The 24,019-nt window shown below is 62.1% G+C and carries 18 protein-coding genes; 8 read left to right on the top strand and 10 right to left on the bottom strand.

Annotation, left to right across the window (positions count from 1 at the left end; translation table 11 throughout):
- Positions 1-15 precede the first annotated feature (15 nt).
- Positions 16-969 (top strand): LysR family transcriptional regulator, encoded by a 954-nt coding sequence (locus tag LNV08_RS12455; RefSeq protein ID WP_263534014.1) that lies wholly within the window; start codon positions 16-18, stop codon positions 967-969.
- A 221-nt stretch (positions 970-1,190) separates the two neighbouring features.
- A complete protein-coding gene (locus LNV08_RS12450; RefSeq protein ID WP_263534013.1) occupies positions 1,191-3,830 on the top strand; it encodes a TonB-dependent receptor in 2,640 nt (879 codons plus the stop codon).
- Positions 3,831-4,079: 249 nt separating this feature from the next.
- On the opposite strand, the gene LNV08_RS12445 is transcribed toward LNV08_RS12450, so the two are convergent.
- Positions 4,080-5,264 (bottom strand): dienelactone hydrolase family protein, encoded by a 1,185-nt coding sequence (locus LNV08_RS12445; RefSeq protein ID WP_263534012.1) that lies wholly within the window; start codon positions 5,262-5,264, stop codon positions 4,080-4,082.
- A gap of 231 nt (positions 5,265-5,495) precedes the next feature.
- Between LNV08_RS12445 and LNV08_RS12440 the strand changes: the two genes are divergently transcribed.
- The 3 genes from LNV08_RS12440 to LNV08_RS12430 all read left to right on the top strand — a co-directional run bounded on the left by LNV08_RS12440 (position 5,496) and on the right by LNV08_RS12430 (position 10,508).
- A complete protein-coding gene (locus LNV08_RS12440) occupies positions 5,496-7,055 on the top strand; it encodes a methyl-accepting chemotaxis protein (RefSeq protein WP_263534011.1) in 1,560 nt (519 codons plus the stop codon).
- A 15-nt stretch (positions 7,056-7,070) separates the two neighbouring features.
- A complete protein-coding gene (locus tag LNV08_RS12435) occupies positions 7,071-9,917 on the top strand; it encodes an ABC transporter substrate binding protein (RefSeq protein ID WP_263534010.1) in 2,847 nt (948 codons plus the stop codon).
- Between the two features lie 78 nt (positions 9,918-9,995).
- Entirely contained in the window at positions 9,996-10,508 is a 513-nt protein-coding gene (locus tag LNV08_RS12430; protein ID WP_263534009.1) for a YgjV family protein, read from the top strand.
- On the opposite strand, the gene pelA is transcribed toward LNV08_RS12430, so the two are convergent.
- The 9 genes from pelA to LNV08_RS12385 form a co-directional block, all read right to left on the bottom strand.
- A complete protein-coding gene (pelA, locus tag LNV08_RS12425; RefSeq protein ID WP_263534008.1) occupies positions 10,413-11,810 on the bottom strand; it encodes a pectate lyase in 1,398 nt (465 codons plus the stop codon). The two genes, LNV08_RS12430 and pelA, sit on opposite strands and share 96 nt — an antisense overlap.
- A gap of 37 nt (positions 11,811-11,847) precedes the next feature.
- Positions 11,848-12,729, bottom strand: coding sequence for a hypothetical protein (locus tag LNV08_RS12420; RefSeq protein WP_263534007.1), 882 nt, complete (start codon positions 12,727-12,729; stop codon positions 11,848-11,850).
- A 25-nt stretch (positions 12,730-12,754) separates the two neighbouring features.
- On the bottom strand, positions 12,755-13,624 hold the full coding sequence (locus LNV08_RS12415) for a fumarylacetoacetate hydrolase family protein (RefSeq protein ID WP_263534006.1): 870 nt from the start codon (positions 13,622-13,624) through the stop codon (positions 12,755-12,757).
- A gap of 41 nt (positions 13,625-13,665) precedes the next feature.
- A complete protein-coding gene (locus tag LNV08_RS12410; protein WP_263534005.1) occupies positions 13,666-15,147 on the bottom strand; it encodes a polysaccharide lyase family 1 protein in 1,482 nt (493 codons plus the stop codon).
- Positions 15,144-16,130 (bottom strand): sugar kinase, encoded by a 987-nt coding sequence (locus LNV08_RS12405; RefSeq protein ID WP_263534004.1) that lies wholly within the window; start codon positions 16,128-16,130, stop codon positions 15,144-15,146. The genes LNV08_RS12410 and LNV08_RS12405 overlap by 4 nt, the downstream gene beginning before the upstream one ends.
- Before the next feature lie 107 nt (positions 16,131-16,237).
- Positions 16,238-17,677 carry an aldehyde dehydrogenase family protein gene (locus LNV08_RS12400; RefSeq protein WP_263534003.1) on the bottom strand — a complete coding sequence of 480 codons (1,440 nt, stop codon included), beginning with the start codon at positions 17,675-17,677 and terminating at the stop codon, positions 16,238-16,240.
- Between the two features lie 13 nt (positions 17,678-17,690).
- On the bottom strand, positions 17,691-19,025 hold the full coding sequence (gene gudD, locus LNV08_RS12395; RefSeq protein WP_263534002.1) for a glucarate dehydratase: 1,335 nt from the start codon (positions 19,023-19,025) through the stop codon (positions 17,691-17,693).
- A gap of 54 nt (positions 19,026-19,079) precedes the next feature.
- Positions 19,080-19,991: a 5-dehydro-4-deoxyglucarate dehydratase gene (gene kdgD, locus LNV08_RS12390; protein ID WP_263534001.1), complete on the bottom strand. Its 912-nt coding sequence runs from the start codon at positions 19,989-19,991 to the stop codon at positions 19,080-19,082.
- Between the two features lie 286 nt (positions 19,992-20,277).
- Complete coding sequence (locus tag LNV08_RS12385; RefSeq protein WP_263534000.1) at positions 20,278-21,048, bottom strand: FadR/GntR family transcriptional regulator; 771 nt, start codon at positions 21,046-21,048, stop codon at positions 20,278-20,280.
- 153 nt (positions 21,049-21,201) lie between these two features.
- Between LNV08_RS12385 and LNV08_RS12380 the strand changes: the two genes are divergently transcribed.
- The 3 genes from LNV08_RS12380 to LNV08_RS12370 are packed head-to-tail and all read left to right on the top strand — an operon-like array spanning position 21,202 to position 23,986.
- The gene (locus LNV08_RS12380; protein ID WP_263533999.1) at positions 21,202-22,065 is read left to right on the top strand and encodes an NAD-dependent epimerase/dehydratase family protein; all 864 of its coding nucleotides are present in this window, start codon (positions 21,202-21,204) and stop codon (positions 22,063-22,065) included.
- A complete protein-coding gene (locus tag LNV08_RS12375) occupies positions 22,062-22,961 on the top strand; it encodes an SMP-30/gluconolactonase/LRE family protein (RefSeq protein ID WP_263533998.1) in 900 nt (299 codons plus the stop codon). The genes LNV08_RS12380 and LNV08_RS12375 overlap by 4 nt, the downstream gene beginning before the upstream one ends.
- 47 nt (positions 22,962-23,008) lie before the next feature.
- Positions 23,009-23,986, top strand: a complete 978-nt coding sequence (locus tag LNV08_RS12370) for a TRAP transporter substrate-binding protein (protein WP_263533997.1) — start codon at positions 23,009-23,011, stop codon at positions 23,984-23,986.
- Positions 23,987-24,019 lie beyond the last annotated feature (33 nt).

The following is a 24,019-nucleotide window of genomic DNA, read 5'->3' as shown; positions in this document are numbered from 1 at the left end:
CCCTACACTGAAAGCATGACCGAACATCGACCCAACAAGCCCTCCGACCGCTTTGTCCGATCCCATCTAAAGACGCGGCAACTGGTCTTGCTGGTCGAACTGGGTCGGCATGGTTCCATCCTGCATGCAGCGCAGGCCGCCAACCTGACGCAGCCGGCCGCCTCCAAACTATTGGCCGAGCTGGAACATGCTTTAGGCGTGCAATTGTTCGAGCGGCTGCCGCGCGGCGTAGCGCCGACCTTGTATGGCGACGTGATGATCCGGCGCGCCGGTGCCGCGCTGGCCGAGATGGACGCCGCCCATCAAGAGGTGATGGAGTTGCTGTCGGGCCTGAGTGGCCGGGTCGCGGTGGGCACAGTGATGACGCCGTCCACCTCGCTACTGCCGGAGGCGGTCAAGCGGCTCAAGCAGAACTACCCGCGCGTCCATGTTGCGATCACGGTCGACACCAGCAAGCCGATGATTCAACGCCTGCGCGCCGGCGAACTGGACTTGGTGATCGGGCGCATTCTGGACACCGAATCGGCCGCCGTCTTGAACTTTGAGCCCCTCAATGATGAGCCACACAGCCTGATCGCGCGTGCCGGCCATCCGCTGGCCACGCGGGCCAATCTGCAGTTGGCCGAGTTAGTAGGCCTGGGCTGGATCTTGCCGCCCAGCGGCAGCATCCTGCGCGACCGGCTGACCGCCTTGTTCCTGTCCCAAGGCCTGGATCAACCGGCCGAGATTGTCGAAACCCTGGCTCTGCCGGTGATTACCAATCTACTGCTCGACAGCGACATGGTGTGCGCGCTGCCTACCGAGCTGGTGCAGCCCTATTTGGACGCCAAACTCTTGTCCATTTTGCCGATAGAACTCGGCATTCGCATGGACCTGTATGGCATCGTGACCCGCAAGAATAACCAGCTCTCCCCTGGTGCTCTGGCCATGCTGCAGACCCTGCGGGAAGTGGCCATAACTCGGCCATAACTCGGCCATAACTCGGCTTTAGCTCGACCTTGAGTGAGCATGCACTGCATGCAAAGGCCTGGCATCCGAAATTCATATATTTCCTGCGAGATAAGTGATAAGACGGCATACGCCTGTGTCCTTAGCATGGCCTCCAGCAGCCAACATCAATGACAGCACTGCTGCCGGCGCGGCCTGCCCTCAGCGCTCCGCCGGTTTGTCAATATAAGAATGGACAAGACATGAGACAGAAAAAATTGGCCTGGCTGATTCGGGCAATCTTCGTGCTGCCGGCAGTCGGCGGTCAGGCGCTGGCGCAACAAGCAGCGCCCGCAGCAAAGCCGAGCACCGAGCTTGAAGCGGTTGTGGTGACCGGCATCCGCGCCTCGGTGCGCAGTGCTTTGGCGACCAAAGAGCTGTCCAACAGCATAGTTGAGGTGATCGCGTCTGAGGACATCGGCAAGCTGCCCGACACCACCATCGCCGAGTCTCTAGCTCGTCTGCCGGGCCTGTCGGCCGGCATCGACCGCGGCAACGCCAGCCAGATCGTGGCACGCGGCCTCGGCCCTCGCTTCGTCGGCGCAACGCTCAACGGCCGCGAGTTCGCCTCCAGCGAGCCGGACCGGGCGGTGCGCTTCGAGATGTTCCCGTCCGAATCGGTATCGGGCGCCACTGTCTACAAGACCCAATCCGCCGAGCTGATCGAAGGCGGCATCGCCACCACGATTGACTTGCAAACGGTTCAGCCCTTGGCCTACAAAGAGCGCCAGTTGGCGCTGAAGGCCGATGCGCTGTATTACCAAATGGGCAGCAAGATCGACGGCGCCAAGACCACGGCACCGCGCCTGGGTGGCATCTATGTCGATCAGTTTGCCGACCGCACCATCGGTGTGGCGGTAGCCTTCAGCTACTTCGACCAGCCTTCCCTGGAAGACCGGGTGGAGAGCTGGGACTTCAACAACGACCATTCCGCCGACATCACCGGCGACGGCAAGGTCGACAAAACCCGCTGGGGCTTCCAGACCGGCGTCAAGAAGGGCACGAACAAGCGTTCCAGCGCCACAGGCAAGCTCGAGTACAAGCCCAATGCCGACCTCGCCATCACCGCCGACATCTACGCGGCGCGCTCCAATATCGAAGAACCGGCGCTGACCCATGTGCAAGACGGGATAGGCAACTGGGATGGCTGGCAAAGCGCGAACTTCAGCAATGTCAAGGTCGATGGCGGCTACGTCACCGCCGCAACGGTCAAGGACGTCACCCTGCAGACGCTGAATTCGCTGTGGAAGCAGGACATGAAGAATTTCGCCACCGGCTTGAACGGCAAGTTCAAGACCAATGGCTGGCAGCTCGACGCCGACATTGCCCACTCGACCGCCAGCCGCGACACACTGTGGTCGGCCGTCGAATTGAAAAACCTGAAGTCCGGCGCCACCACCTTTGACTTCAGCAAAGACCAGTGGATGACCTATTCCACCAATCTGGACACCGGTAATCCGGCCAACTACGCGAACCAGGTCAGTGAGACTTGGGGGCCGACCAAGGGTGGCAAACTGGACGACTCGCTGAACTCCCAACAACTGAGCGCCAGCCGGCTGGTGGACTGGGGCGACGTCAACAAGATCAAGTTCGGCGCCCGCGCCACCCAGCGCGAAAAGTCTTACGAGGCAATCTCCTGGAACCTTGGCCCCACGGTGACGATCCCGAGCTCAGGCATCCAACGCGCGACGGTCGACGGCCGGCCCGACTTTGTCGAGCTGGTCGGTGGCTTCGCCGATGCTGTCGGCAAGTATTTCGGCCCAGCAGCACTGAGCTCGGCTGGCCGCACTTCGACCGACACTAATCTGGTGCAAGACAACTGGCGCGCAAAAGAAAGCAATGCAGCCCTTTACGCCCAAGCCGACTTGGCCGGCCAGGCCTTCGGCGGCATGAGCTACCGTGGCAACGCAGGCCTGCGCGCCATCCACACCAGCCAGACCGGCTATGGCTATGAGCAGCGCAATGGCGGCAAGCCCACCGCCGTCTCCGATGGCACCAGCTACACCAAGTTCCTGCCCAGCATGAACTTGATCCTGAATCTGGACGAAGAGGAAGTGAATCAGGTGCGCTTCGGCTTGGCACGTGCGATGTCGCGCGCGCCGCTGGACGTGATGAACAACGCCCACACGGTCTATATTGATCCCAAGGGGATTGACCCGACCATCGTGAGCGGCGGCAACCCGCGGCTCAAGCCGATGATGGCGGATCAGATCGATTTGACCTTTATGCGCTTCTTCGGCAAGGGCAGCCTGGTCTCGGCCGGCCTGTTCTACAAGGAGATCAGCGACTACATCGGCATCGCTTCGGTCAAAGGCACATTCGAAGGCAAGCCGGCCTATTTCACCCAGCAGGTCAATCGCGACGGCGGCCATGTGCAGGGCTTTGAGCTGGTCTACCAGCAGGCCTTCACTGCCGTGCCGGCGCCGTTCAACGGCTTGGGCTTGCTGAGCAACTACACCTACTCCGACAGCAATATCAAGGAGAACGGTGACCGCAGCGGCCAGAGCTTCACCCCCATCGCCACCAACGGCCTGATGAAGCACAACGGTGGCCTGACGCTCTGGTACGAGCACAATGGCTTCGAGGCTCGCCTGGCGGCCAATTACCACTCGGCCTTCAACCGCGCCCCGACCTGGGATTCGACCGCCTTCCAGCTCAACGGTGCGGAAACCTGGGTGTCATTGAACCTGTCCCAGCAGATCACGCAGCAGATGCAGGTCCGCTTCGGGGTCGAAAATCTGACCAACCAAAAGGTCATCTACACCGACCCGATGAATGCTTACCACCAGACTAACTTCCAGTTCGGTCGGCGCTTCAATGTGGGTGTTTCTTACAAGCTGTAAGTCAGGCCACGGCTGAACGGACGGGGCGGGGCGACTCTTCAGTCGCACCGCCCTTTTTTCATGGATCAAGTCCCTTCGGTGCCATCGCCATGCTCAGTGCGGTGTCAGGCATCACGGATCTGAACGGTTCCCCAAACACGGCGTTCGGATGGGCAAGAAGGAAACGGCCGAAATTGGTCCATTCAGGGTGCCGACGCCGCCGGCAGCGGCTTACGGCCTGGTACATCTGGAGTAGGCGGCTCATGCGACTCATTTGGACGGCTCGCCGCAGACGGGCAGCGGCATCCGATTCGACCGTTTGAACTGCAGGTCCAGCCAGTCAAAGGCAGCGTCCTGCTGCGCTGCCGTGAACTGATGGGCACCGGGCCAGATACAAGTCTGCAAGCGCTCGGCGGCACCATAAGCCGACCAGACCTGCGCCATCTTGGCGAACGCCTGGCTCACCGAGGCCAGCGGGAACAAGGCATCTTGTGCGCCGGCATAGAGCAGCATAGGTTTGGGCGCCGCCAGAGCGGCCACATCGGGGTAGTCCAGGTAACGCGCCAAATAGGGGTGCAGCATGGCGAAGCTGGACTGGCCCTTGAGCTGGTTGTTGCCTGGCACCATCAAGCCTTGCAAGCCGGCCATCCAGTTGACGGCGATGCTGGCCGTCACAGCGTCGGACAAGGCTGCCACCTGCCAAGCCCGCTGGGCGCCCATCGAAAAACCAAGCGCTGCGACTTGGCGGACGTCAACCTCGGGCATCTCTGCCAGAAACTTCGCCGCACGTGCATCTTCGCTCGCGATCAAAGCGGCCCAGGAACTACCCAGATTGAACAGATTGGCCGCCAGCGCTTGTTGCGAATCACGCTCGAAGCCAGCACCGGAGCGGTCGCCCCAGCCCAGCGCATCGACCGCCAAGACCACATAGCCGCGCTTGGCCAATTCGTCGCCGGGGTAATGGCCAGAAAAGTAGCGGCCAGCCCATTCGGCAGCCGCACGTTCACGGGCTGGGTTGCCCCAGGGCTGGATCAGCTTCTCTTTGCCGATGTCAAAACGCGCGCCGTGATCATGCAATGCCAAAACCGCCGGAAACGGCCCTTTGCCCTTGGGCACGAGCAAGAGCCCCGCGACACGGCTTTCTGCACTGACATTGAACTCAAGCTTGCGGGCGAGATAGCTGCCACGGTCCAGCTCTTCAATCACGCGGGCCGAGAACGGGGTCAGGTCTTGCCCGGGCAACAGCATCAATTCACGCGCCTTGCGCAAACCCGCCTGGGTCCAGGCCTGGGGCTTGGCATGATGCTCGTTCGCCCAGCCCAGGCTGAAAGTCAGCTTGTCACGCAGCTGTTGGTGGAAGACCGGCAGCTGGCTCTCGGGGGCCAGCAATCCAGGGTTTTGATAATCGGCCCGGGCCGGGCCAATTTGAAGCAGGGCTAGCAAAGGCCAGGCCACGGCCAAGGATCGACGAAGACACAAAACATGCCGCCACATGGCACTGAGGCTACAAATGCTTGGCTGCACTGATGTTTTCACCAAAATTGTCTTCTTTGCCATGCAAGCCCACTGTATGCTGACACGAGCATACCGCCGACTCAGTCAGCAGAAAAAACCAGTGCCATGGGCGAATTGTTCGGGCACCAAAAAACAGGCGCCATCACGGCGCTGATGAGAACGGAGACAAGCATGGGATCTGGCAGCAATATCAAGATCGGAACCCGCTTAGGTTTGGCGTTTGGCGTGGTGCTGTTGATCACTGCCTTGATCGCGGGCATTGGCGCCTGGCGGCTCGGCACACTGAAGGCCGCCGCCAATGATTTGGCCACCGTCGAGATGGAGCGCAGCAGCTTAGCTGCGCGCTGGTCGGCCAATATCAATCTGAACTGGGTGCGCACCTCGGCCGCCTTGTTCGCCAGCGACGCCGCCTATGTCAAGGCCTTGCAAGCCGACATGGAAGCGACCTCCAAGTTGATAGGCGAGACCCAAAAGCAGTTGGAGCCCCTGATTACCGACACCAAGGGCAAAGACTTGCTGGCCGACATCGGCAAGGCGCGCGAGATCTACCGTGGGCCACGCAGTGAGTTGATGAAAAAGAAGCTGGCGGGAGAAGATGTCGCAGAAGCGGTCAAGTCAAATCTGCAACCCTTGGCCATGACCTATTTGGCCGCGCTCGACAAGCTCGATCAGCATATGGATCAGATGCTGAGCAAGAGTCAGGCCGAAACCAATGCCGTGGCCCAGACTGGTCAATGGATGTTGGGTCTGGGTGCCGTTCTGTCCTTGGGCCTGGGCCTGGGATTTGCCATCGTGGCGACCCGCGCCATCACGCGCCCGATCAGCCAGGCGGTGAGTTCGGCTCAAGCGATCAGCGACGGCGACCTGTCTGTGAGCATTGCCACACAGGGCAGTGACGAATCCGCGCAGATGCTGCAAGCCTTGTTGGCCATGCGTGACAAGCTCGCCCACATCGTCGGCGAGGTCAGGGAGAACGCCGAGGGCGTCTCCACCGCCAGCGCCGAAATAGCCCAAGGCAATCATGATTTGAGCGCGCGCACCGAGATGCAGGCCAGCGCCATCCAGCAGACGGCTGCGTCAATGGAAGAGTTGGGCGCCACCGTCAAGCAAAACGCGGCGAACGCTCACCAAGCCAATCAGATGGCCTTGACGGCATCCAACGTGGCCATCAAAGCGGGCGATGTCGTCAACGAAGTGGTCGAGACCATGAAGGGCATCAACGACAGCTCCAAACGCATTGCCGACATCATCACCGTGATCGACGGCATCGCCTTTCAGACCAATATCCTGGCGCTCAACGCCGCCGTGGAAGCGGCGCGGGCCGGCGAACAGGGGCGCGGCTTTGCAGTGGTGGCGTCCGAAGTGCGCAGCTTGGCGGGGCGTTCGGCCGAGGCAGCCAAGGAGATCAAGTCCTTGATCAGCACCAGCGTCGAGCGGGTCGAGTTGGGCAGCAGCTTGGTCGACCGAGCAGGTGTGACGATGACCGAGGTCGTGGCCTCGATTCAGAAAGTCACCCACATCATGGGCGAGATCAGCGCTGCCAGCAGCGAACAAAGCTCCGGCGTTGCGCAGATCGGCACTGCGGTACAGCAGATGGATCAAGTGACCCAACAGAACTCCGCCTTGGTCGAAGAAATGGCCGCAGCTGCCAGCAGCTTGCGCACCCAAGCTCAAGCCTTGGTTCAGGCGATGGAATTTTTCAAGTTGGCGGGCAAACGCAGCCAAGGCTGAGCGCTTGTCATGGGCATGCCCAAGCTCACTTGGCCTGTGTCTCTGGCTCGGCATGCCGGCTTGGCTTCGTCCTTGTTGAAGTCTTTGTTGCTCGCTTGGCTGTTTGCCTTGTCGCTACTTGGCAGCGCCAAGGCTGAGCAAGCGGCTGCCGGCAGCGTGGCCGAGCCCACCACGAGAGTCATGCTGCTGGTGTCCTACCACGCCGGCATGGCCTGGAGCGACGAGCAAATCGCCGGCTTGCGCAGCGAACTGGCCCGCTATGACCGGCCCCTCAAGCTGAGCCTGGACTTTCTTGACACCAAGAATGTGCAGCCGCTGCCCGCTTATCAACAACAGCTCGAAGACCTGCTGCTGAGCAAGTACGGCCTCACGCCGCCGCGCCTGCTGCTGGCCACCGATGATGATGCGCTGGACTTAGCCCTGCGCATGCGGGCCCGCCATTTCCCGGCTGTGCCGATTTTGTTCTCAGGCGTTTCGGGCAGTCGCCGGGCCAGCCTGCAGGATGAGGGCAATATCAGTGGTGTATTCGATGACGTCGACGACAGCCAAAACCTCGCCTTGATGTTGAAACTGCTACCGCGGACCAGGCGGGTCGTGATCGTGCATGACCAAAGCAGAACCAGTCTGGCCCAAGTGAGCAGCCTAGCGCCTGTTTTGGCCCAGCGCCCCGGCTTGCAGGTCGAACATCTGACGCGGATGTCGGTACAGGAGGTACAGACCCGTTTGCGGGCCTTGAGCGGCACCGATCTCGTATTGGCCCTGCCCTTCAATCTCGACGCCCAGGGCCGCGTCATCAGCCATGAGGAAGCCAGCGAACTCTGGGCCGAAGCTTCAACGGCCCCGTTGACAGTCACGCGCGACGTCAGCATGCGGCCGGGTGTATTGGGCGGCTTTCTGGTCACCGGCCGCCAGCAGGGCGAACATCTGGGCCGGCTTGCCGTGCAGGTCTTGCAGGGCAAAAGCGCGGATGAGTTGCCGATGCTGACCGGCCTGGGTGAGCCAACTTTCGAACACCAACAACTGCGCCGCTGGGGCATTGACGAGGCCGCCTTGCCAAAAAGTGCCGTGGTGCTGCATCGCCCAACCAATTGGTGGGCCGATTTGCGGCCCTATCTGGGCTGGTTGTTCAGCCTGTTTGGCAGCTTGCTGGTCATCATCGCGCTCTTGATCAACGGAATTCGACTGCGCCACCGTTCGGAGCAGGCCATGCGGCAAAGCACTCAAAATTATCTGGCGCTGTTCAACAGCAGCAGCGACGCCATCCTGGTGCGCGACGGCAAAAGCCTGGCCATCATCGACGTCAATCCGCGTTTTTGCAGCCTCTATGGCTATAGCCCGGATGAAGCCCGTTTGCTCAGCGCATCGCAACTCAGCGACGAAGCCAACTTCTACACCGGCGCCATGGTGGCCGAGCGAATCGACAAGGCCAGAAACGAAGGGCCGCAGTTTTTTGAATGGCGTTCGCGCCGCAAAGATGGCAGCCATTTTTGGGCCGACGTATCGCTGACCTCCTTCAAACTACCGGAGGGCGAACGCATCATTTCCACGGTACGCGATATCTCCGACCGCAAACAGTTGGAGACACAAGCCCAGGCCTTCCAGCATCAAGTCAAACAGATCTATCAGAACCTGCCGGTGGCGGTGTTTGTCATCGATGCCCAGCACCGGGTGAGCTTCTGGAATGAACAGATGACGCGGCTGACCGGGGTCGAGGCAAAAGACATCATCGGCAGTCATGAGGCTTGGCGCGGCATCTACCCTACGGCCCGACCTTGCCTGGTTGATGCGGTGGTGGACGGCCTTGGCGTCGAAAGCCTGACGCAGCTATACGGTGACCAACTCCGCAGCAGTGATGAGGTGCTGGGGGCAATGGAAGGCGAGTCCTGTATTCCCGCGCAGGGCGAACGCGCCGAGCTTTGGCTGCGCTTTTGCGCAGCGCCCTTGCGTGATGAGCAGGGTCAGGTGGTCGGGGCGATTGAAACCGTGATCGACGTGACGGTTCTCAAACGCACGCAAGAAAGCCTGCAGGCCCTCAATCAACAGTTGGAGGCCCGCGTTGAGGCGCGCAGCCATGAGTTGGAGCTGGCCATGGAGCAACTGCTGCAGGCCGACAAGATGGCCGCGCTGGGCAGCTTGGTCGCCGGTGTAGCGCATGAGCTGAACACACCGCTGGGCAATGTACTGACCGTCGCCTCGACGATAGCGGACACCAGCAAGGCCTTTGGCCAAGAATTGCTCGGTGGCCGCCTGCGCCGCGCCGAGGTTGAGGCTCGCTTGAACCAATTGCATGAAGCCAGCCTGCTGATCGAGCGCAACGCCAAGCGTGCGGCCAAGCTGGTGGCGGATTTCAAACAAATCGCGGTGGATCAAAGCAGCACGCATCGACGTGAATTTGCCTTGCAGGATCTGGTCAATGACACCCTGTCGATGCTGAGCAGCAGCCACCTGCTGGGCCAGGTGCAAATTCAAGTCGATATCGACCCTGGCATTCACCTGCACAGCTTCCCCGGGCCGCTGGAACAAATACTCAGTCATCTGCTGACGAATTCCGTCAAACATGGCTTTGAGGCACAGGCCGAAGGCTGCATCACCATTCAAGCGCAGGCACAGGGCACTGAGGTCTCCATCACCTATGCCGACAATGGCTGTGGCATAGCGCCGGCCGCGTTGCGCCATCTTTTCGAGCCTTTTTATACGACCCGGTTCGGCCAGGGCGGCAGCGGCCTGGGCCTCTACATCGTCTACAACCTCGTCACCAGCGTCTTGGGCGGACGCATTGAAGTCAGCAGCAAGCCAGGATTTGGCTGCCGCTTCGACCTGCATCTACCGCTGTATATGGATTCGCGTTCAAGCGGGACCTAGCCGCTCGGCCAATGGAATGCGGGCGAGCGGCGCTTCGCTGGTATGAGGTCTGCTGACCCTCGGGCACAATGCCCGCCGATGCCGCAACTCCCAATAAGCAACCCATTCGAGCCCGCTCAGCTTTTCGGTTATGCGGCCTTTGCGCTGGGTGTGGCCTGTTTTGCGCAGACCGACGATAGGCGTTTCAAGATCTTCATGGCCTTGGAGTGCTTGAGCTACGCCCTGCATTTCAGCCTGCTTGGCCAACCCACAGCCGTGGCCAGCAGCCTGGTTTCCCTAGGCCGCTCGGTGGCGGCAATTCGCAGCCACTCACCTTGGGTGGCGGTGTTCTTCATTGCCCTCAGTCTGGCTCTGGGCGCTTGGCTGCAAACCGGATGGCTCTCGCTGCTGCCGATAGCCGCATCCTGCATAGGCACGACGGCGCTGTTTTTTCTCAAAGGCATGCAGATGCGCTTGCTGATGCTGGTGGGCACGCTGCTCTGGCTCGCCAACAACCTATGGGTCGGCTCGATCGGAGGCAGCCTGTTGGAGGCTACCATCGCTGCGACAAATATCATGACCCTGCTGCGCCTTCAGCGGCGTACGACATGACTTGAGCCACTCGGCATAAGCCGCCAGCGCCTTGGCCGGCCCCGTGCCGTACCAGGCGTAGCCATTGCGACGCTCTAGGCTGATGTCGTCCACGTCATCATGCAAGCTCTTGTCCCGGTCACCGAACACCGGCTTCAAGGTCCGGCTATCGTAATAGCGCGCCCAGAGCTGAGCAGCGCCGGCACGTGGGCGCAAGCGGCGACCCTGCGCTTCGTCGACCTTGCCCCACACCATGCCCTCGATGGCCAGCGCACGCAAGGCGGCAACGCCGGCCTCGACGGCCTGAACTACAGCCGGCGACGGTTGCGGCAAGCTCATCAAGTAAATCAATACCTGTGCGCTTTCTGCGCTGCTCAAGGCAGCGGGCTCGTAATTGCGGGCAGACACCGGCGCCAAGCTCAGGGCATCGTATTGCTGTGCCCACAGCAGCTTGCGGCCCTGCGCGCTGACCTGCGTCGCCAACAGGCTTTCGATCGCCCGGCGCTCCGCCAGCGCGGCTTGCTCTTGCACGTGCTGGGGCAGACCATGAAACCCCTGCTCGCCGCGCGCCACCGCCCCCATCAACTCGGCCACCGCAACCATCGCGTTATCGTTCAAGGTGATGGCATCGTGATAGCCCCCTTGCAAGGGCCAGACCTGGGGCCAGGCGCCATTGGGAAACTGCGCGCTGAACAAATAGCTCAGGCCTTTGAGCAGGCTTTGGCGAAAAACTGCCGCCTGTTCCGGCGGCAATTGCGCCGCGACCTTGGCCAGGAAGCGAATTTCGGTCACGGTGGCGTCGTTGTCTATGGTGCCTACATAGCTCCAGTGGGGCTCGATCGCTTGGTCAAAATCGCCCGGCGTCGGGTGCTTTGAATTGCTGTTGGCCACATAGTCCTGACCCTGCAGACGTACCGGGCGATCACGCGGCTGGTTCTTGCCCCAGCCGCCGGCGGGTGTTTGAAAGCTGACGATATTGTTGGCGACCAGCAAGGCCTGGGCCGAGCCGTACCAAGCCGGGGGCTGATTCAGCGGCATGCTCTTTTCGCTATTGCCCCCTTCGGGGCCGGCTGGCGTGGCTGCACTGCCCGCACGCTCGGCCGCCAACGCGGCCTTGTCGGCGGCGCGTTGCTGGGCTGAGTGTTCCAGATATTGGCCCCAAGCCCGCCGCAGATCGGCCGAATCAAGCTCGCTCAGACGCTCGGGCGTCAGCGGCACGACCGGGGCGTTGACACCAATCATGGCGGATTGAACTGCGCAGGCGAGGCCCAGCAACAGCGCTGCAGTCCAGCGCGAACGGGATGAGGGGAATGTGATGCTCACTGCTATTCGCTTTCCTTGGGGTGGCTGAAGTGCGGGCCTAACGCGAAAATTCATTCAAGTCGAAGTCATACTTTTTGAAATCGAAGTCAATGCCCGTCACCGCTGCATTGCTCAGTTTGATGACCCGGCGCTTACGCGGATCCGCCGCTTCAATGCTCTGGCGAAAATGCAGCTTGAACAAGTTCAACAGCGAACCATCGGCATAGGCCCGTTTGAGCCCTAACTCCACGCGCTGACGGGCGGCCTGATTGTCTTTGTGGGTATAGAGAAACTGCGGCATCGGATAGCTCAGCATGAAGCTGTGGTCCAACACCAGCTCGGGATGGGCTTGCATTTCGCCCGCCACATCATTGATGCCTCGGCACAGCAGATCGAACCTGTCTTTGCTGAGCATGCCGAACAGGCTTTCATACGAAGGCACCTCCGCCACCTCGAAACCATTGTTGCGCAGCACATTCACGTCTTGCCAACCCACCCCCTGGCCGATGCTGAATTTCTTGAGCTCGGCTACGCCCTCTATCTTGGCCACAGCCGCACGCGCGGCCGGCGCGACAAAACAGACGCGGTAGCCGACAACGCCCAAATGCAAAGGGAAGCGCACATAGTCGAGCCCTTCCTTGGCGAAGGCCTCATCAAAGGACAAGACCGCAAAGAAGTTGGGATGCATATTGCTCTTGGCGACCCGGATATTGCGCACCTTGTTCATACGGTCTTGCTGCTCAAAGCGATAGCCGCCATGGCTGGCTATGGTCTTGTCAAGCGCCAAGCGCAACAGGTCGGTCGTGTAGTCAAGCCGTCGATCGTTATCGCTCTCCGGCGAGCGATAGCTGACCACCAGATCTTCCGCATAGACCGGGCTCAAGGTCATCAGCACCAGGCACAGTAACTGCAGGGACGAACGGAGCCAACTTCGGGTCATCACAAGCGCGTCATGCCCCCTCCTCTCAGACATGCGGCATCTGCGGATCGCCGGCCGCCACGCAGCGCTGCTCCTGCACGCCCAGGCCCTGAATGCCCAGGCTCATGCGGTCCCCGGCCTTGAGGAACCAAGGCTCGGGCTTCTGGCCCAAGCCGACCCCGGGAGGTGTGCCCGTGCTGATCACATCGCCAGGTTGCAAGGTCATGAAGCGGCTGATATAGCTGACCAGGGCGGCGATGCCGAAAGCCAATTGCCGGGTCGAACTGTTTTGGACCCGCTGGCCATTGACCTCCAACCACAGGGCCAGGTCTTGCGGATCGACGATCTCATCGGCCGTCACCAACCAGGGGCCAATCGGCGCAAAGGTATCGCAGCCCTTGCCCTTGTCCCATTGGCCGCTGCGCTCGAGCTGGAATTCGCGCTCGGAAATGTCGTTGACGATGGTGTAGCCAGCCACATGGGCCAGCGCCTGGGCTTCGCTGACGTCGCGGGCGGTACTGCCGATCACGACGCCCAGTTCGACTTCCCAGTCCGTCTTGCGCGAGCCGCGCGGAATGATCACTTCGTCAAAAGGCCCGCAGATCGCGCTGCTGGGCTTCAAGAACAAGACCGGCTCGGGCGGCAAGGCCAGCCCGGCCTCGGCCGCATGGTCAGCGTAATTGAGGCCGACGCAGACAATCTTGCCGGTGCCGCCAAACGGCGTGCCGTGGCGCTGGTCCAAGGGCACCTGCGGCAATCTGTCCACGTCCAACAAGGCCAAAGCGGCCAAGGTTCGCGGGCTCAGCTGGGCCGGGCCAATATCACTCAGCAGCATGGACAGGTCGCGGCGCTGGCCGTCCGAACCCAAGATGCCCGGTTTCTCCTGACCGGCTGCGCCCCAGCGTAAAAGTTTCATCTCGTTGACTCCGAATAGATGGGCCTTGGGATGACCCGAGCTTAATGGGGTACGGCGGGCAGGAAGAGCGAGCCCCAACCGGCTTTCGGGCTCATGTCCTGCAGCTGCCATTCGGCCGGATTGAAGGCCTTGCTGGTCGGCGCATAACGCGGATATCCGTGGGCATTCTCCAGCTCCGAATCGATGATCTTGCCGCGACTCTCGGCCACGTCGGAGAGCAGCTTGAAGTCGATGGGGTCGCGGTCCCAGGGCCGCGCGCCTGCGGCCAGCGGCAGCTCGCGCTCAAGTTGTTGCACCGGGAAGACCTGGATATCGTCCGGCAGATAGGGCTTGCCCGCCTGCAATATGCGCGCCTGGCTGGCCGTGTAGAGGCCGGTCTGGGCGAGCGGCTTGCCGACATCATCAACCGCCAGGTTGTCTTGCAAAAACAGTTCCACATCGCCTATGCCGCCGAGCGCGAAAAGCGGCGTGTTGGGCTTGCTGTCCGGCCCTTGGCGGTAGACATTGCCGACCAGCGTGACCCAGCCGGTTTGCGGCGCGTGACCAACCCATTCATGTGCAACCAGGTTGTAGTGCACGGCCTTGGCGCCGGGGTTGTAGATCAGGTTGTTGACCATGGCCGCGCGCACGCCACCCTTGAACAAGGCATTGCGTTCCTGATTCGAGGCGTAGATATTGGCGTAGAGCAGGACGGCGTTGGTATTGTCGTGAATCAGGCTGCCCTTGGAATGTTCGCCCTTGTTGTGGACCGAATTGGCCAGGCCCTCATAGATCAGGTTGTAGCTGTAGGTGATCGCATGCGAGGTGTTGCGCCGCCATTCTTCGGGCTTAGCACCCTCAAAGCGCGGACCACTGGCCGACAGGTTTTCGTCGGTCGCCCATGAAAAGCTGCAGTGGTCGACGATCACATGGTGGGCGCCGCCCGGCGCCCCTACCGTACCAATGCCGTCTTGATCAGAGCCGCTGCGCTTGGCGCGGCCGAACTCGCCGGGCCGAATCATCAAGTGCTGGATGATCACCTGGTGAGTGGCGATATTGGTTTGCCCTTTGATGACGGTGATGCCGGGCTTGGGCGCGGTTTGGCCGGCCACGGTCAAATAGGGGTGGCGAATGGTGATGTTCTTGCCGCCCATATCAATCACGCCGCCGACCTCGAAGACAACGATGCGCGGCCCCTCGGCCTCGACCGCTTCCCGATAGGAGCCCGGCCCCGATTCCTTCAGATTGCGCACGCGGATGATCCGGCCGCCCTGCCCGCCCACCGTGCCTGCGGCCCAACCGAGGATGTCGTAGCTGGCGGGATTGAGCTGCGCCAAGACGCGCAGGGCGCCCTGCGCTGCGTCGGCTGCGGGCAGCGCCAAGGTCTGAGATGCGGAAGCAGGCTTGCTGGCGGGCTCACTCATTGGCGGCGAAGCGACCGTCATCAAGACGGCGGCACCCAGGCCAATACCAACGGCGAGGCTGATCAGCTTGCTCAGGCCCTGGCTTTTGGTCGGCCGGTTTCGATAGGTGGGAGGTGTCATAGCTGAGGCGCCTGTGGAGCGACCAAGGGTTCAAGCAACAAATCGGCCATCAACTCGGGCGCGATCAAGGCGCCGCGGTGCTGTATCACCCGTGCCGCCAGGCGATTGCCGAAGCGGGCCGCCTCCAAGGCCGAAGCGCCCACAAGGCGGCGGCTCAGATAGCCGGCCGCGAAGGAGTCGCCGGCGGCCGTGGTGTCCACCACCTTGGGCACATGCTCGGTGGCCGCTGGCTGCCAGCCCAGCTCGATCGCATCCGGCGCACGCACCAAGGTCGCCGCCATGCCGCGCTTGATCACCAACTCGGGCGGCGCCAGCGCTTGCGCGGCGGCCACACCCGCCTCCAGCGTGGGCAGGCCGAACAGCGCTTGATGATCGTCCGCCGTCACCAAAGCGATGCTGGCCAGCTCAAACGCCTGCATGAAAACGGCTTGCGCTTCGGCCACATCCCGCCACAGGCGCGGCCGGTAGTTGTTGTCGAACACCACCATCTGGCCGCGCTCACGCATCGCTTGCATCAGCATCAACAGCCGTTGGCGCCCTTGCGGGGGCAGGATGGCCAGACTGATGCCGCTCAGATAAAGCGCATCCCAGCGATACAGGCCTTGCTCCAGCGCCGTGATGCCATCATCGAACAGGGCTTTGGCGGCGCTGGTGTCGCGCCAATAGTTGAAGCGGCGCTCGCCCTGCGCATCGACTTCGATCATGTACAGCCCCGGCATGCGGCCGGGAATGCGCCGCACCAAATCGGTCTCGATGCCGGCCGCAGCCCAGCGCTCCAGCATGCCGCTGCTCAGGTTGTCGTCGCCCAAAGCGGTGGCGTAATGGCTGCGAACACCGGCCGCGGCGCCGCAGCGCGCCAGATAGACCGCCGTGTTGAGGGTGTCTCCGCCGTAGCTCTGCTGCATCGCGCCAAAGGCCTGGCCTTGCAACTCCAGCATGCACTCCCCCACCAGGGCCACCTGCATCGTTCTACTTGTTTTCATCGGGTATTTGCTATTTTGAAACGGTGTTTCTTTATTTTATGTCGACAAATACAATATTTGAAACAGCAAACACCCTGATACAGCGAGGCAGGCTTGCTGAGGCTTGTTCAGGGCAGCGTATAGGCCGTCTTCACCACCGTGTAGAACTCGGCGGCGTAGCGGCCCTGCTCGCGCGAGCCGTAGCTGCTGCCCTTGCGCCCGCCAAAGGGCACGTGGTAGTCGACACCCGCCGTGGGCAGATTGACCATCACCATGCCGGCTTGTGAATGGCGTTTGAAATGCGTGGCATGGTTGAGCGAGCGGGTGACGATGCCTGCGGCCAGGCCAAACGGCGTGTCATTGGCGAGCGCCAAAGCATGTTCGTAGTCGCGCGCCGTCTGCACGCTCACCACCGGGCCGAAGACCTCCTCGCGATTGATGCGCATCTCGGGCGAAGTCTCGGTGATCAAGGCCGGCCGCAAGTAAAAGCCGGGCTGCCCTTCAGCGTTCTCGGCCAGGGCCTCGCCGCCAAAGGCCAGACTGGCCCCTTCCTGCTGCGCAATGCGGACATAGTCGAGGTCTTGATTGAGCTGCGTCTGGTCGACCACAGGGCCAATGTCGATGCCGGTCTGGCGGGCATTGCCCACCTTCAGCGTCTTCATCTTCTCAACCATGGCCGCGACGAAACGCTGCTGCAGGCCCTCGCTGACGATCACGCGGGAAGAAGCCGTGCAGCGCTGGCCGGTCGAGTAAAAGCCACTCTGCACGGCGCAATTGACCGCCACATCCAGATCAGCATCATCCAGCACGATCAGCGGGTTCTTCCCGCCCATCTCGAGCTGGAACTTGGCCATGCGCGCCACACAAGCCGCTGCCACTTTCTGCCCGGTGCCGACCGAGCCGGTGAACGTCACTGCCGAAACGCGCGCATCCTCAAGCAGCACAGTGCCAACTTCCGAGCCACGCCCCATCACGAGATTGAACACCCCTTGCGGCAGCCCGCTGCGCGAGAGGATTTCGGCCAAGGCCCAGGCCGAACCCGGCACCAGATCGGCCGGTTTGAAAACCACGCAATTGCCATAGGCCAGGGCCGGGGCGATCTTCCAGGCCGGTATGGCGATAGGGAAATTCCAAGGCGTGATGATGCCGATCACGCCGAGCGCCTCGCGCGTGATCTCGACCCCAACGCCGGGCCGCACCGAGGGCAATAGCTCGCCGCCCGGGCGCAAGGCCTCGCCGGCAAAGAACTTGAAGATATGGCCGGCCCGCGTCACTTCGCCCACCGCCTCGGGCAGCGTCTTGCCTTCCTCGCGCGCCAGCAAATCACCGATCTCAGTGCGCCGGGCAAGGATCTCGCTGCCCACGGCATCGAGGATGTCAAAGCGTTGTTGAGGCGTTGACAAGCTCCAGGCCGGGAACGCCGCCTCGGCGCTAGCGACGGCAAGCCTGGCCTGGGCGGCATCGGCTTGCGCGTATTCGCCCACCAAGTCGCGCGTGTCCGAGGGGTTGATATTGCGCGACACGCGCGCGCCGTCCAGCCATTCGCCGGCAATGAAATTCTTGAACATGGGAATTGCCTTTTTATCGGTCCAGGGCGGGCCGCTTGGGATTGAAATTCCAGCCGGGCAGCAGGTATTGCATGGCCATGCTGTCGTCGCGCGCGCCGAGGCCATGTTGAAGATAGAGCTGGTGCGCTTTCTCGACCGCGACCATGTCCAGGCTCACGCCCAGACCCGGCTGTTTGGGCACTTGCACATGGCCGCCCACGATTTGCAGCGGCTGCTGGGTCAGGCGCTGGCCGTCTTGCCAGATCCAATGGGTGTCGATGGCGGTCACCCGACCGGGCGCCGCCGCCGCCACATGGGTGAACATGGCGAGCGAAACATCGAAATGATTATTCGAATGCGAACCCCAAGTCAGGCCCCAGTCGCGGCAGGTTTGCGCCACCCGGACCGAGCCGGCCATGGTCCAGAAATGCGGGTCGGCCAGCGGAATGTCCACCGCCTGCAAGGCCAGCGCATGGCTGAGTTGACGCCAGTCCGTGGCGACCATATTGGTGGCCGTGGGCAAGCCGGTAGCGCGGCGGAACTCGGCCATCACCTCGCGGCCGGAATAGCCGTCTTCGGCGCCGCAAGGATCTTCTGCATAGGCCAGAACGCCGCGCATATCGCGCATCAGGCGTATCGCATCCTTGAGCAGCCAGCCTCCATTCGGATCCAGCGTGACGCGGGCCTGAGGGAAGCGTTCGTGCAGCGCGCGCACAGCCTCGACCTCCTCTTCGCCCCGCAGCACGCCGCCCTTGAGTTTGAAGTCATTGAAGCCATAGCGTTCGCGCGCCGCCTCGGCCAAGCGCACGATGGCCGCAGCGTCCAGCGCTTTTTCATGCCGCAGCCGCAGCCAGTTATCGCTGGCACCGGCTTCACTGCGGTAGGGCAAATCGGTGTGCGAGCGGTCGCCGATGAAGAACAGGTAACCCAGCATTTCCACGGCGTCGCGCTGCTGACCCTCGCCCAAAAGCGCGGCCACCGGCACATTCAGATGCTGGCCCAGCAAATCCAGCAGAGCCGACTCGATCGCAGTGACCGCATGGATGGTGGTGCGCAGATCAAAGGTCTGCAGGCCACGCCCGCCGCTGTCGCGGTCGGCAAAGCATTGCTGCACGCTCGCCATCAGGCGCTGCTGCGAGCCCAGCGGCTGGCCGACGATCAGCTCGCGCGCATCCTCCAGCGTGCGACGAATCAGCTCGCCGCCCGGCACCTCGCCGACGCCGGTGCGGCCGTCACTGTCGGTCAGGATCAACAGATTGCGGGTGAAGAAGGGCCCATGGGCACCGCTCAAATTGAGCAGCATGCTGTCGTGGCCGGCAACCGGGATCACCCGCAGGCCGGTGATGACGGGGGTGGCTGACAGACTCATTTCAATGCTCCGGCAGCCCGCGACGGGCTCGCCCTGTGGCGCAGCGCTTGCAATTTACTGCGCGCCGAGCTTGGCGATCAAGGCGCGCAACTGCTCGACCTCGGCCGGCAGCAGGTCCGACAAGGGCGGGCGCACCGGGCCGGCGCCGTGGCCGACCAGCGTCGCGCCGGCCTTGACGATGGACACCGCGTAGCCCTCACCCTGATTGCGCAAGGCGATATAGGGCAAGAAGAAGTCGCGGATCAATTGATCGCAAGTGGCGGAGTCGCCGGCGGCGTGAGCGCGGTAGAAGTCCATTGCCGTTTTCGGAATGAAGTTGAACACCGCTGACGAATAGACCGGGCAGCCCATCGCCTTGTAGGCGCCGGCAAATACTTCGGCCGTTGGCAAGCCCCCCAGATAGGCAAAGCGCTCTCCCAATGTCTGACGGATGGCGACGAACTTCTCGATATCACCGACGCCGTCTTTGAAACCGACCAAGTTGGGGCAACGCTCGGCCAGCACCAGCAAGCTGGCTGGCGTCAGGCGGCAGGCGCCGCGGTTATAGACAATCACGCCGATCTTCACGCTCTTGCAAACCGCCTCGACATGATTGATCAAGCCGGCCTGACTGCCTTCGGTCAGGTAATGCGGCAATAGCAAAATGCCCTGCGCGCCCAGCGCTTCGGCTTCTTGCGCATATTTGATCGCCAGCGTCGTGCCGCCGCCGGCGCCGGCCACGATGGGCGTGCGGCCGCGGCAGGTGTCCAGCGCGACCTTGATCACCTGCGCATATTCCTGCGGCTCCAGCGAGAAGAACTCGCCGGTGCCGCCGGCCGCGAACAAGACCGTCGCGCCATAGGGCTGCAGCCATTCCAGCCGCTCGGCATAAGGTTTGGGCGCAAAGTTCAAGGCGCTGTCAAAGTCGGTCAAAGGGAAGGACAGCAGGCCGGATTGAAGAACGGACTTGAGATCTTGGGGCGACATGAAAGGGGATGCTCCTGTGGCTGCAAATTGATGGGGCGGCAGACATCGGGCAGCGCCGACGATCGCCTGATTCGAGCACCGATCAGCACCCTACTTGTACGTCATCATACAACTCAAGATAAATCAGTCAACAAGAAAATGCGGCGCCCAAAGCCCTATTCCACCCAAGATTCAGTCAAGACTCCAGCACAGCTCAAGCCAAGCCCAACCTGGGCAGCAGGCCTGTTGCCAGCCTGGCCGAGGCGACCAGAACATTCGCCGCTCAAATAATCGAACGCCGCCCGCTTCAATCTGCGGCAGCCTCCTGCGCACGCCGCAAGCGCTCACGACTGTTCGACAAATGGGTGCGCATGGCGGCCCTTGCCGCCTCCGAATCTTTGCTGGCAATCGCATTGACGATGCTCTCATGCTCGACATGCACGCGGCGCAAATAGTCACGCCTGTCCTCGCCGGCAAAGCCCGCTGTGTTGATGCGGTTGCGCGGGATCAGCATGGCCCCCAAATAAGTCATCAGATCGACGAAGTGCACATTCTGCGTGGCCCGCGCGATTTCCATATGCAACTGGAAGTCGGCCGCCACCGCATCGGTCTTTTCCTCGATGGCCACGGCAAACGCGGTCAAACTGGCCTGCATCACCCGAAGGTTCTCGTCACTGCGCCGCTGGGCCGCCAAACCGGCCGCCTCAGCCTCCAAGCCGATGCGCAATTCCAGCACTGCGATCACTTCACGCAGCGTCGCCAACTGTTCCGGCGCGATTCGAAAGTTGGCCCGCTCACCCACACTCATCACAAAGGTGCCGATGCCGTGCCGCGTCTCCACCAAGCCCGCTGCCTGCAGCTTGGACAGCGCCTCCCGCACCACCGTGCGACTGACCCCGAACTCGGCCATGATGGCCGCCTCGGTCGGCAGCCGCTCACCCACCTTGAGCAGACCTTCGCGGATGCGCAGGCCAAAAGCATCAACCAATGCGACAGCAAGATTGCGCGGGCGACGCAAAACCCCGGCGGGGGCGATGTTGGCCAAAGCCCCAGGCGGGGCGGTCTTCGCATTCGGCATGTTTAAGGGAATTCCCTGTGATTAAGCTTCTTGACACCCTTGATCGAGTCAGCGAACATCGCTCAAGTTGTACGACAACCGATGACAAACATCATCCGTGGTCGAACTCTATCAAATCCAGTCGGCAAATCCAAACCCAACGCAGCTTTATTCATGAGTGACTTCCGGCCCTTCACCGCCCACCCGCCTGGCCCGTCCAATGAACGACTCCAGCGACTGCAACGCTTGCTGCTGACCGGCGCTGCCGGCACGCTGGGTCGTATGCTGCGCCCACGCCTGCAGGCCAGCTGCGAGTTGCTGCTGCTGTCGGACCGCATCAGCTGCGGCGAGATCGGGGCCCATGAGACCGAGCAGATCTGCGACCTCGCCGATCGGGCAGCCATGCTGGCCTTGCTGCAAGGCGTTGACGGTGTGGTTCATCTGGGCGGCGTGTCGGTAGAAAACCCCTTCGAACAAGTGGCGGCGAGCAATCTGCACGGCGTCTTCAACTTGTATGAGGCCGCGCGCCTGAGCGGCTGCAAGCGCATCGTCTTTGCCAGCTCCAATCACACCATAGGCTGCTACGAGCAGGGTCAGCCCCTAAGCGTCGGCGACAAGCCCAGGCCTGACGGCTACTACGGCGTGTCCAAGCTCTTCGGCGAAAACATGGCGCAGCTGTACTGGGATCGCTACGGCATCGAGACGGTCTCTTTGCGCATAGGCACGGCCACGCCCGAGCCCGAAGACCGGCGCGCGCTGTCCACCTGGCTCAGCCCGAATGATCTCGAGCGCTTGGTGCGGGCGGCGCTATTCGCGCCCAACGTGGGCTGCTTGACCGTCTACGGCGTCTCGGCCAATAGCGAGCGCTGGTGGAGCGCCGAGGGCTGGGACAAGATCGGCTACGAGCCACAAGACAATGCCGAAGCCTGGCGCGAGCGCGTGCAAGGCGTTGACTTTGCCGCAGGCTCGCCGATGGCCCGCTTGCAGGGCGGGCGCTTCCTCGGTCTTGGACCATTTGAGCCCCAGGCCCAGCCATGAGCCACGTCGAGCTGTGGTGGGATGGCGGCGCGGCCTTGGCCGAGAGCCCGCTTTGGTGCGCAGCGCAGGCCTGTTTCTATTGGGTCGACATCTCGGGCAAGCGCATCTGGCGTCACGATGGCTCGACCCGGCCGGCCCAAAACTGGCAGCTGGATCAAACGGTCGGCTGCATCGCCTTGAGAGCTGGCGGCGGTTTGGTTGCGGCGCTGCAGGACGGCGTTTACGCCCTCGAACTCGGCGCGGCGGCACAGCCCCAAATGACGTTGCTGGCCGCCGCTTTACATGGCAAAGGCTTGCGCTTCAACGATGGCCGTTGCGACCGCCAGGGGCGCTTCTGGGTCGGCAGCATGCATGAGGATCCGGCAGCAATTGAACGACTGCCGCTCGGCCGCTTGGCCCGACTGGCTGCGACCTCAGAAAGCACAGGCAGCTGGGCACCAGCCTTGCGGGAAGCGATGCTGGTGCCCAACGGTCTGGCCTTCAGCCCCAGCGGCGACAAGCTCTATTTCAGCGACTCGGCCCCCGCCGTCGCCAAGGTCTGGGTCTGCGATTACGACCCGGCCAGCGGCCAAGCCGCCGAGCCGAGGGTCTTCATCGATCGCCTCATAACGGGCCGACCCGACGGCGCAGCCGTCGACGTCGAAGGCTGCTACTGGATTTGCGCCAATGACGGCGCCGCCGTGCTGCGATACACACCCGCCGGGCGACTCGACCGCCGGATTGAGCTGCCCGTTGCCAAACCCACCATGTGCGCCTTTGGCGGCGCCGACATGGCCACCCTTCTGATCACGTCGATGCGCCCTGCCGGCGCCGGCGTGCAAGCAACTCTGGCGGGCGCATTGTTTGCGCTGCGGCCCGGAGTGACAGGATTGCCCGAAACGCCCTACGCGGATTGATGGCGCCATTCTCAAAAAAACACTCAAAAAAACCGAACGGAGACCGTATGAAACTCAAAGCGAAATTGTTTGCCAAATTGCTACCCGGACTGATACTTGGCGCCAGCCTGAGTGCCCAAGCGACCGACTTCCGCTCCACCGATATCCATCCTGACGGCTATCCCACCGTGGACGCCGTCAAGTTCATGGGCCAGGAACTGAGCAAGCTCAGCAACGGCCGCCACAGCATCAAGGTTTTCAACAACAGCGCCCTGGGCGCCGAGAAGGACACCATCGAGCAGGCCAAGATCGGCGCAATCGCGATGACACGCGTGAACATCGCGCCGATGAACAATATCTGCGCGCCCACCGTGGTGCCGACCATGCCGTTCTTGTTCCGCTCCAAGGAACATATGCGCGCGGTGCTGGACGGCCCGATTGGTGAAGATATTCTGAAGAGCTGCGAAGCGCAGGGCTTTATCGGCCTGGCCTTTTACGACAGCGGCGCCCGTTCGATCTACACCGTCAAAAAACCCATCAAGAGCTTGGCCGACGCCAAGGGCTTGAAGGTGCGCGTGCAGCAATCCGACCTTTGGGTTTCGCTGCTGGAGGCCATGGGCGCCAACGCCACGCCGATGCCTTTCGGCGAGGTCTACACGGCCTTGAAAACCGGCTTGGTCGATGCGGCGGAGAACAACTACCCCTCGTATGAAAGCTCGCGCCACTTCGAGGTCGCCAAGTACTACTCGAAGACCGAGCATTCGATGGCGCCGGAGATGCTGCTGTTCTCCAAAAAGATCTGGGACGGCTTGAGCGCCGAGGACCAAAAAGCGCTGCGTCAAGCCGCCAAGAACTCCGTGCCCTTTATGCGCAAGCTCTGGGATGAACGCGAAGAGAAGTCACTCGCCACGGTCAAGGCCGGCGGAGCCCAGATCATCGAGGTCGACAAGGCCAGCTTCCAGGCCGTGATGAAACCCGTCTACGACAAATTCATCACCGATGCCAAGCTGAAGGATCTGGTCAAACGGATTCAAGAAACCAAATAAGCCAGGGCCGCTGCCCGCCCGGCCTTGTGATTG

It is taken from the genome of Paucibacter sp. TC2R-5 (assembly GCF_025717605.1).
Lineage (GTDB): Bacteria > Pseudomonadota > Gammaproteobacteria > Burkholderiales > Burkholderiaceae_C > Paucibacter_A > Paucibacter_A albus.
The sequence above is the reverse complement of the archived record's forward strand: the minus strand, read 5'-3'. Positions and strand labels throughout refer to the sequence as shown.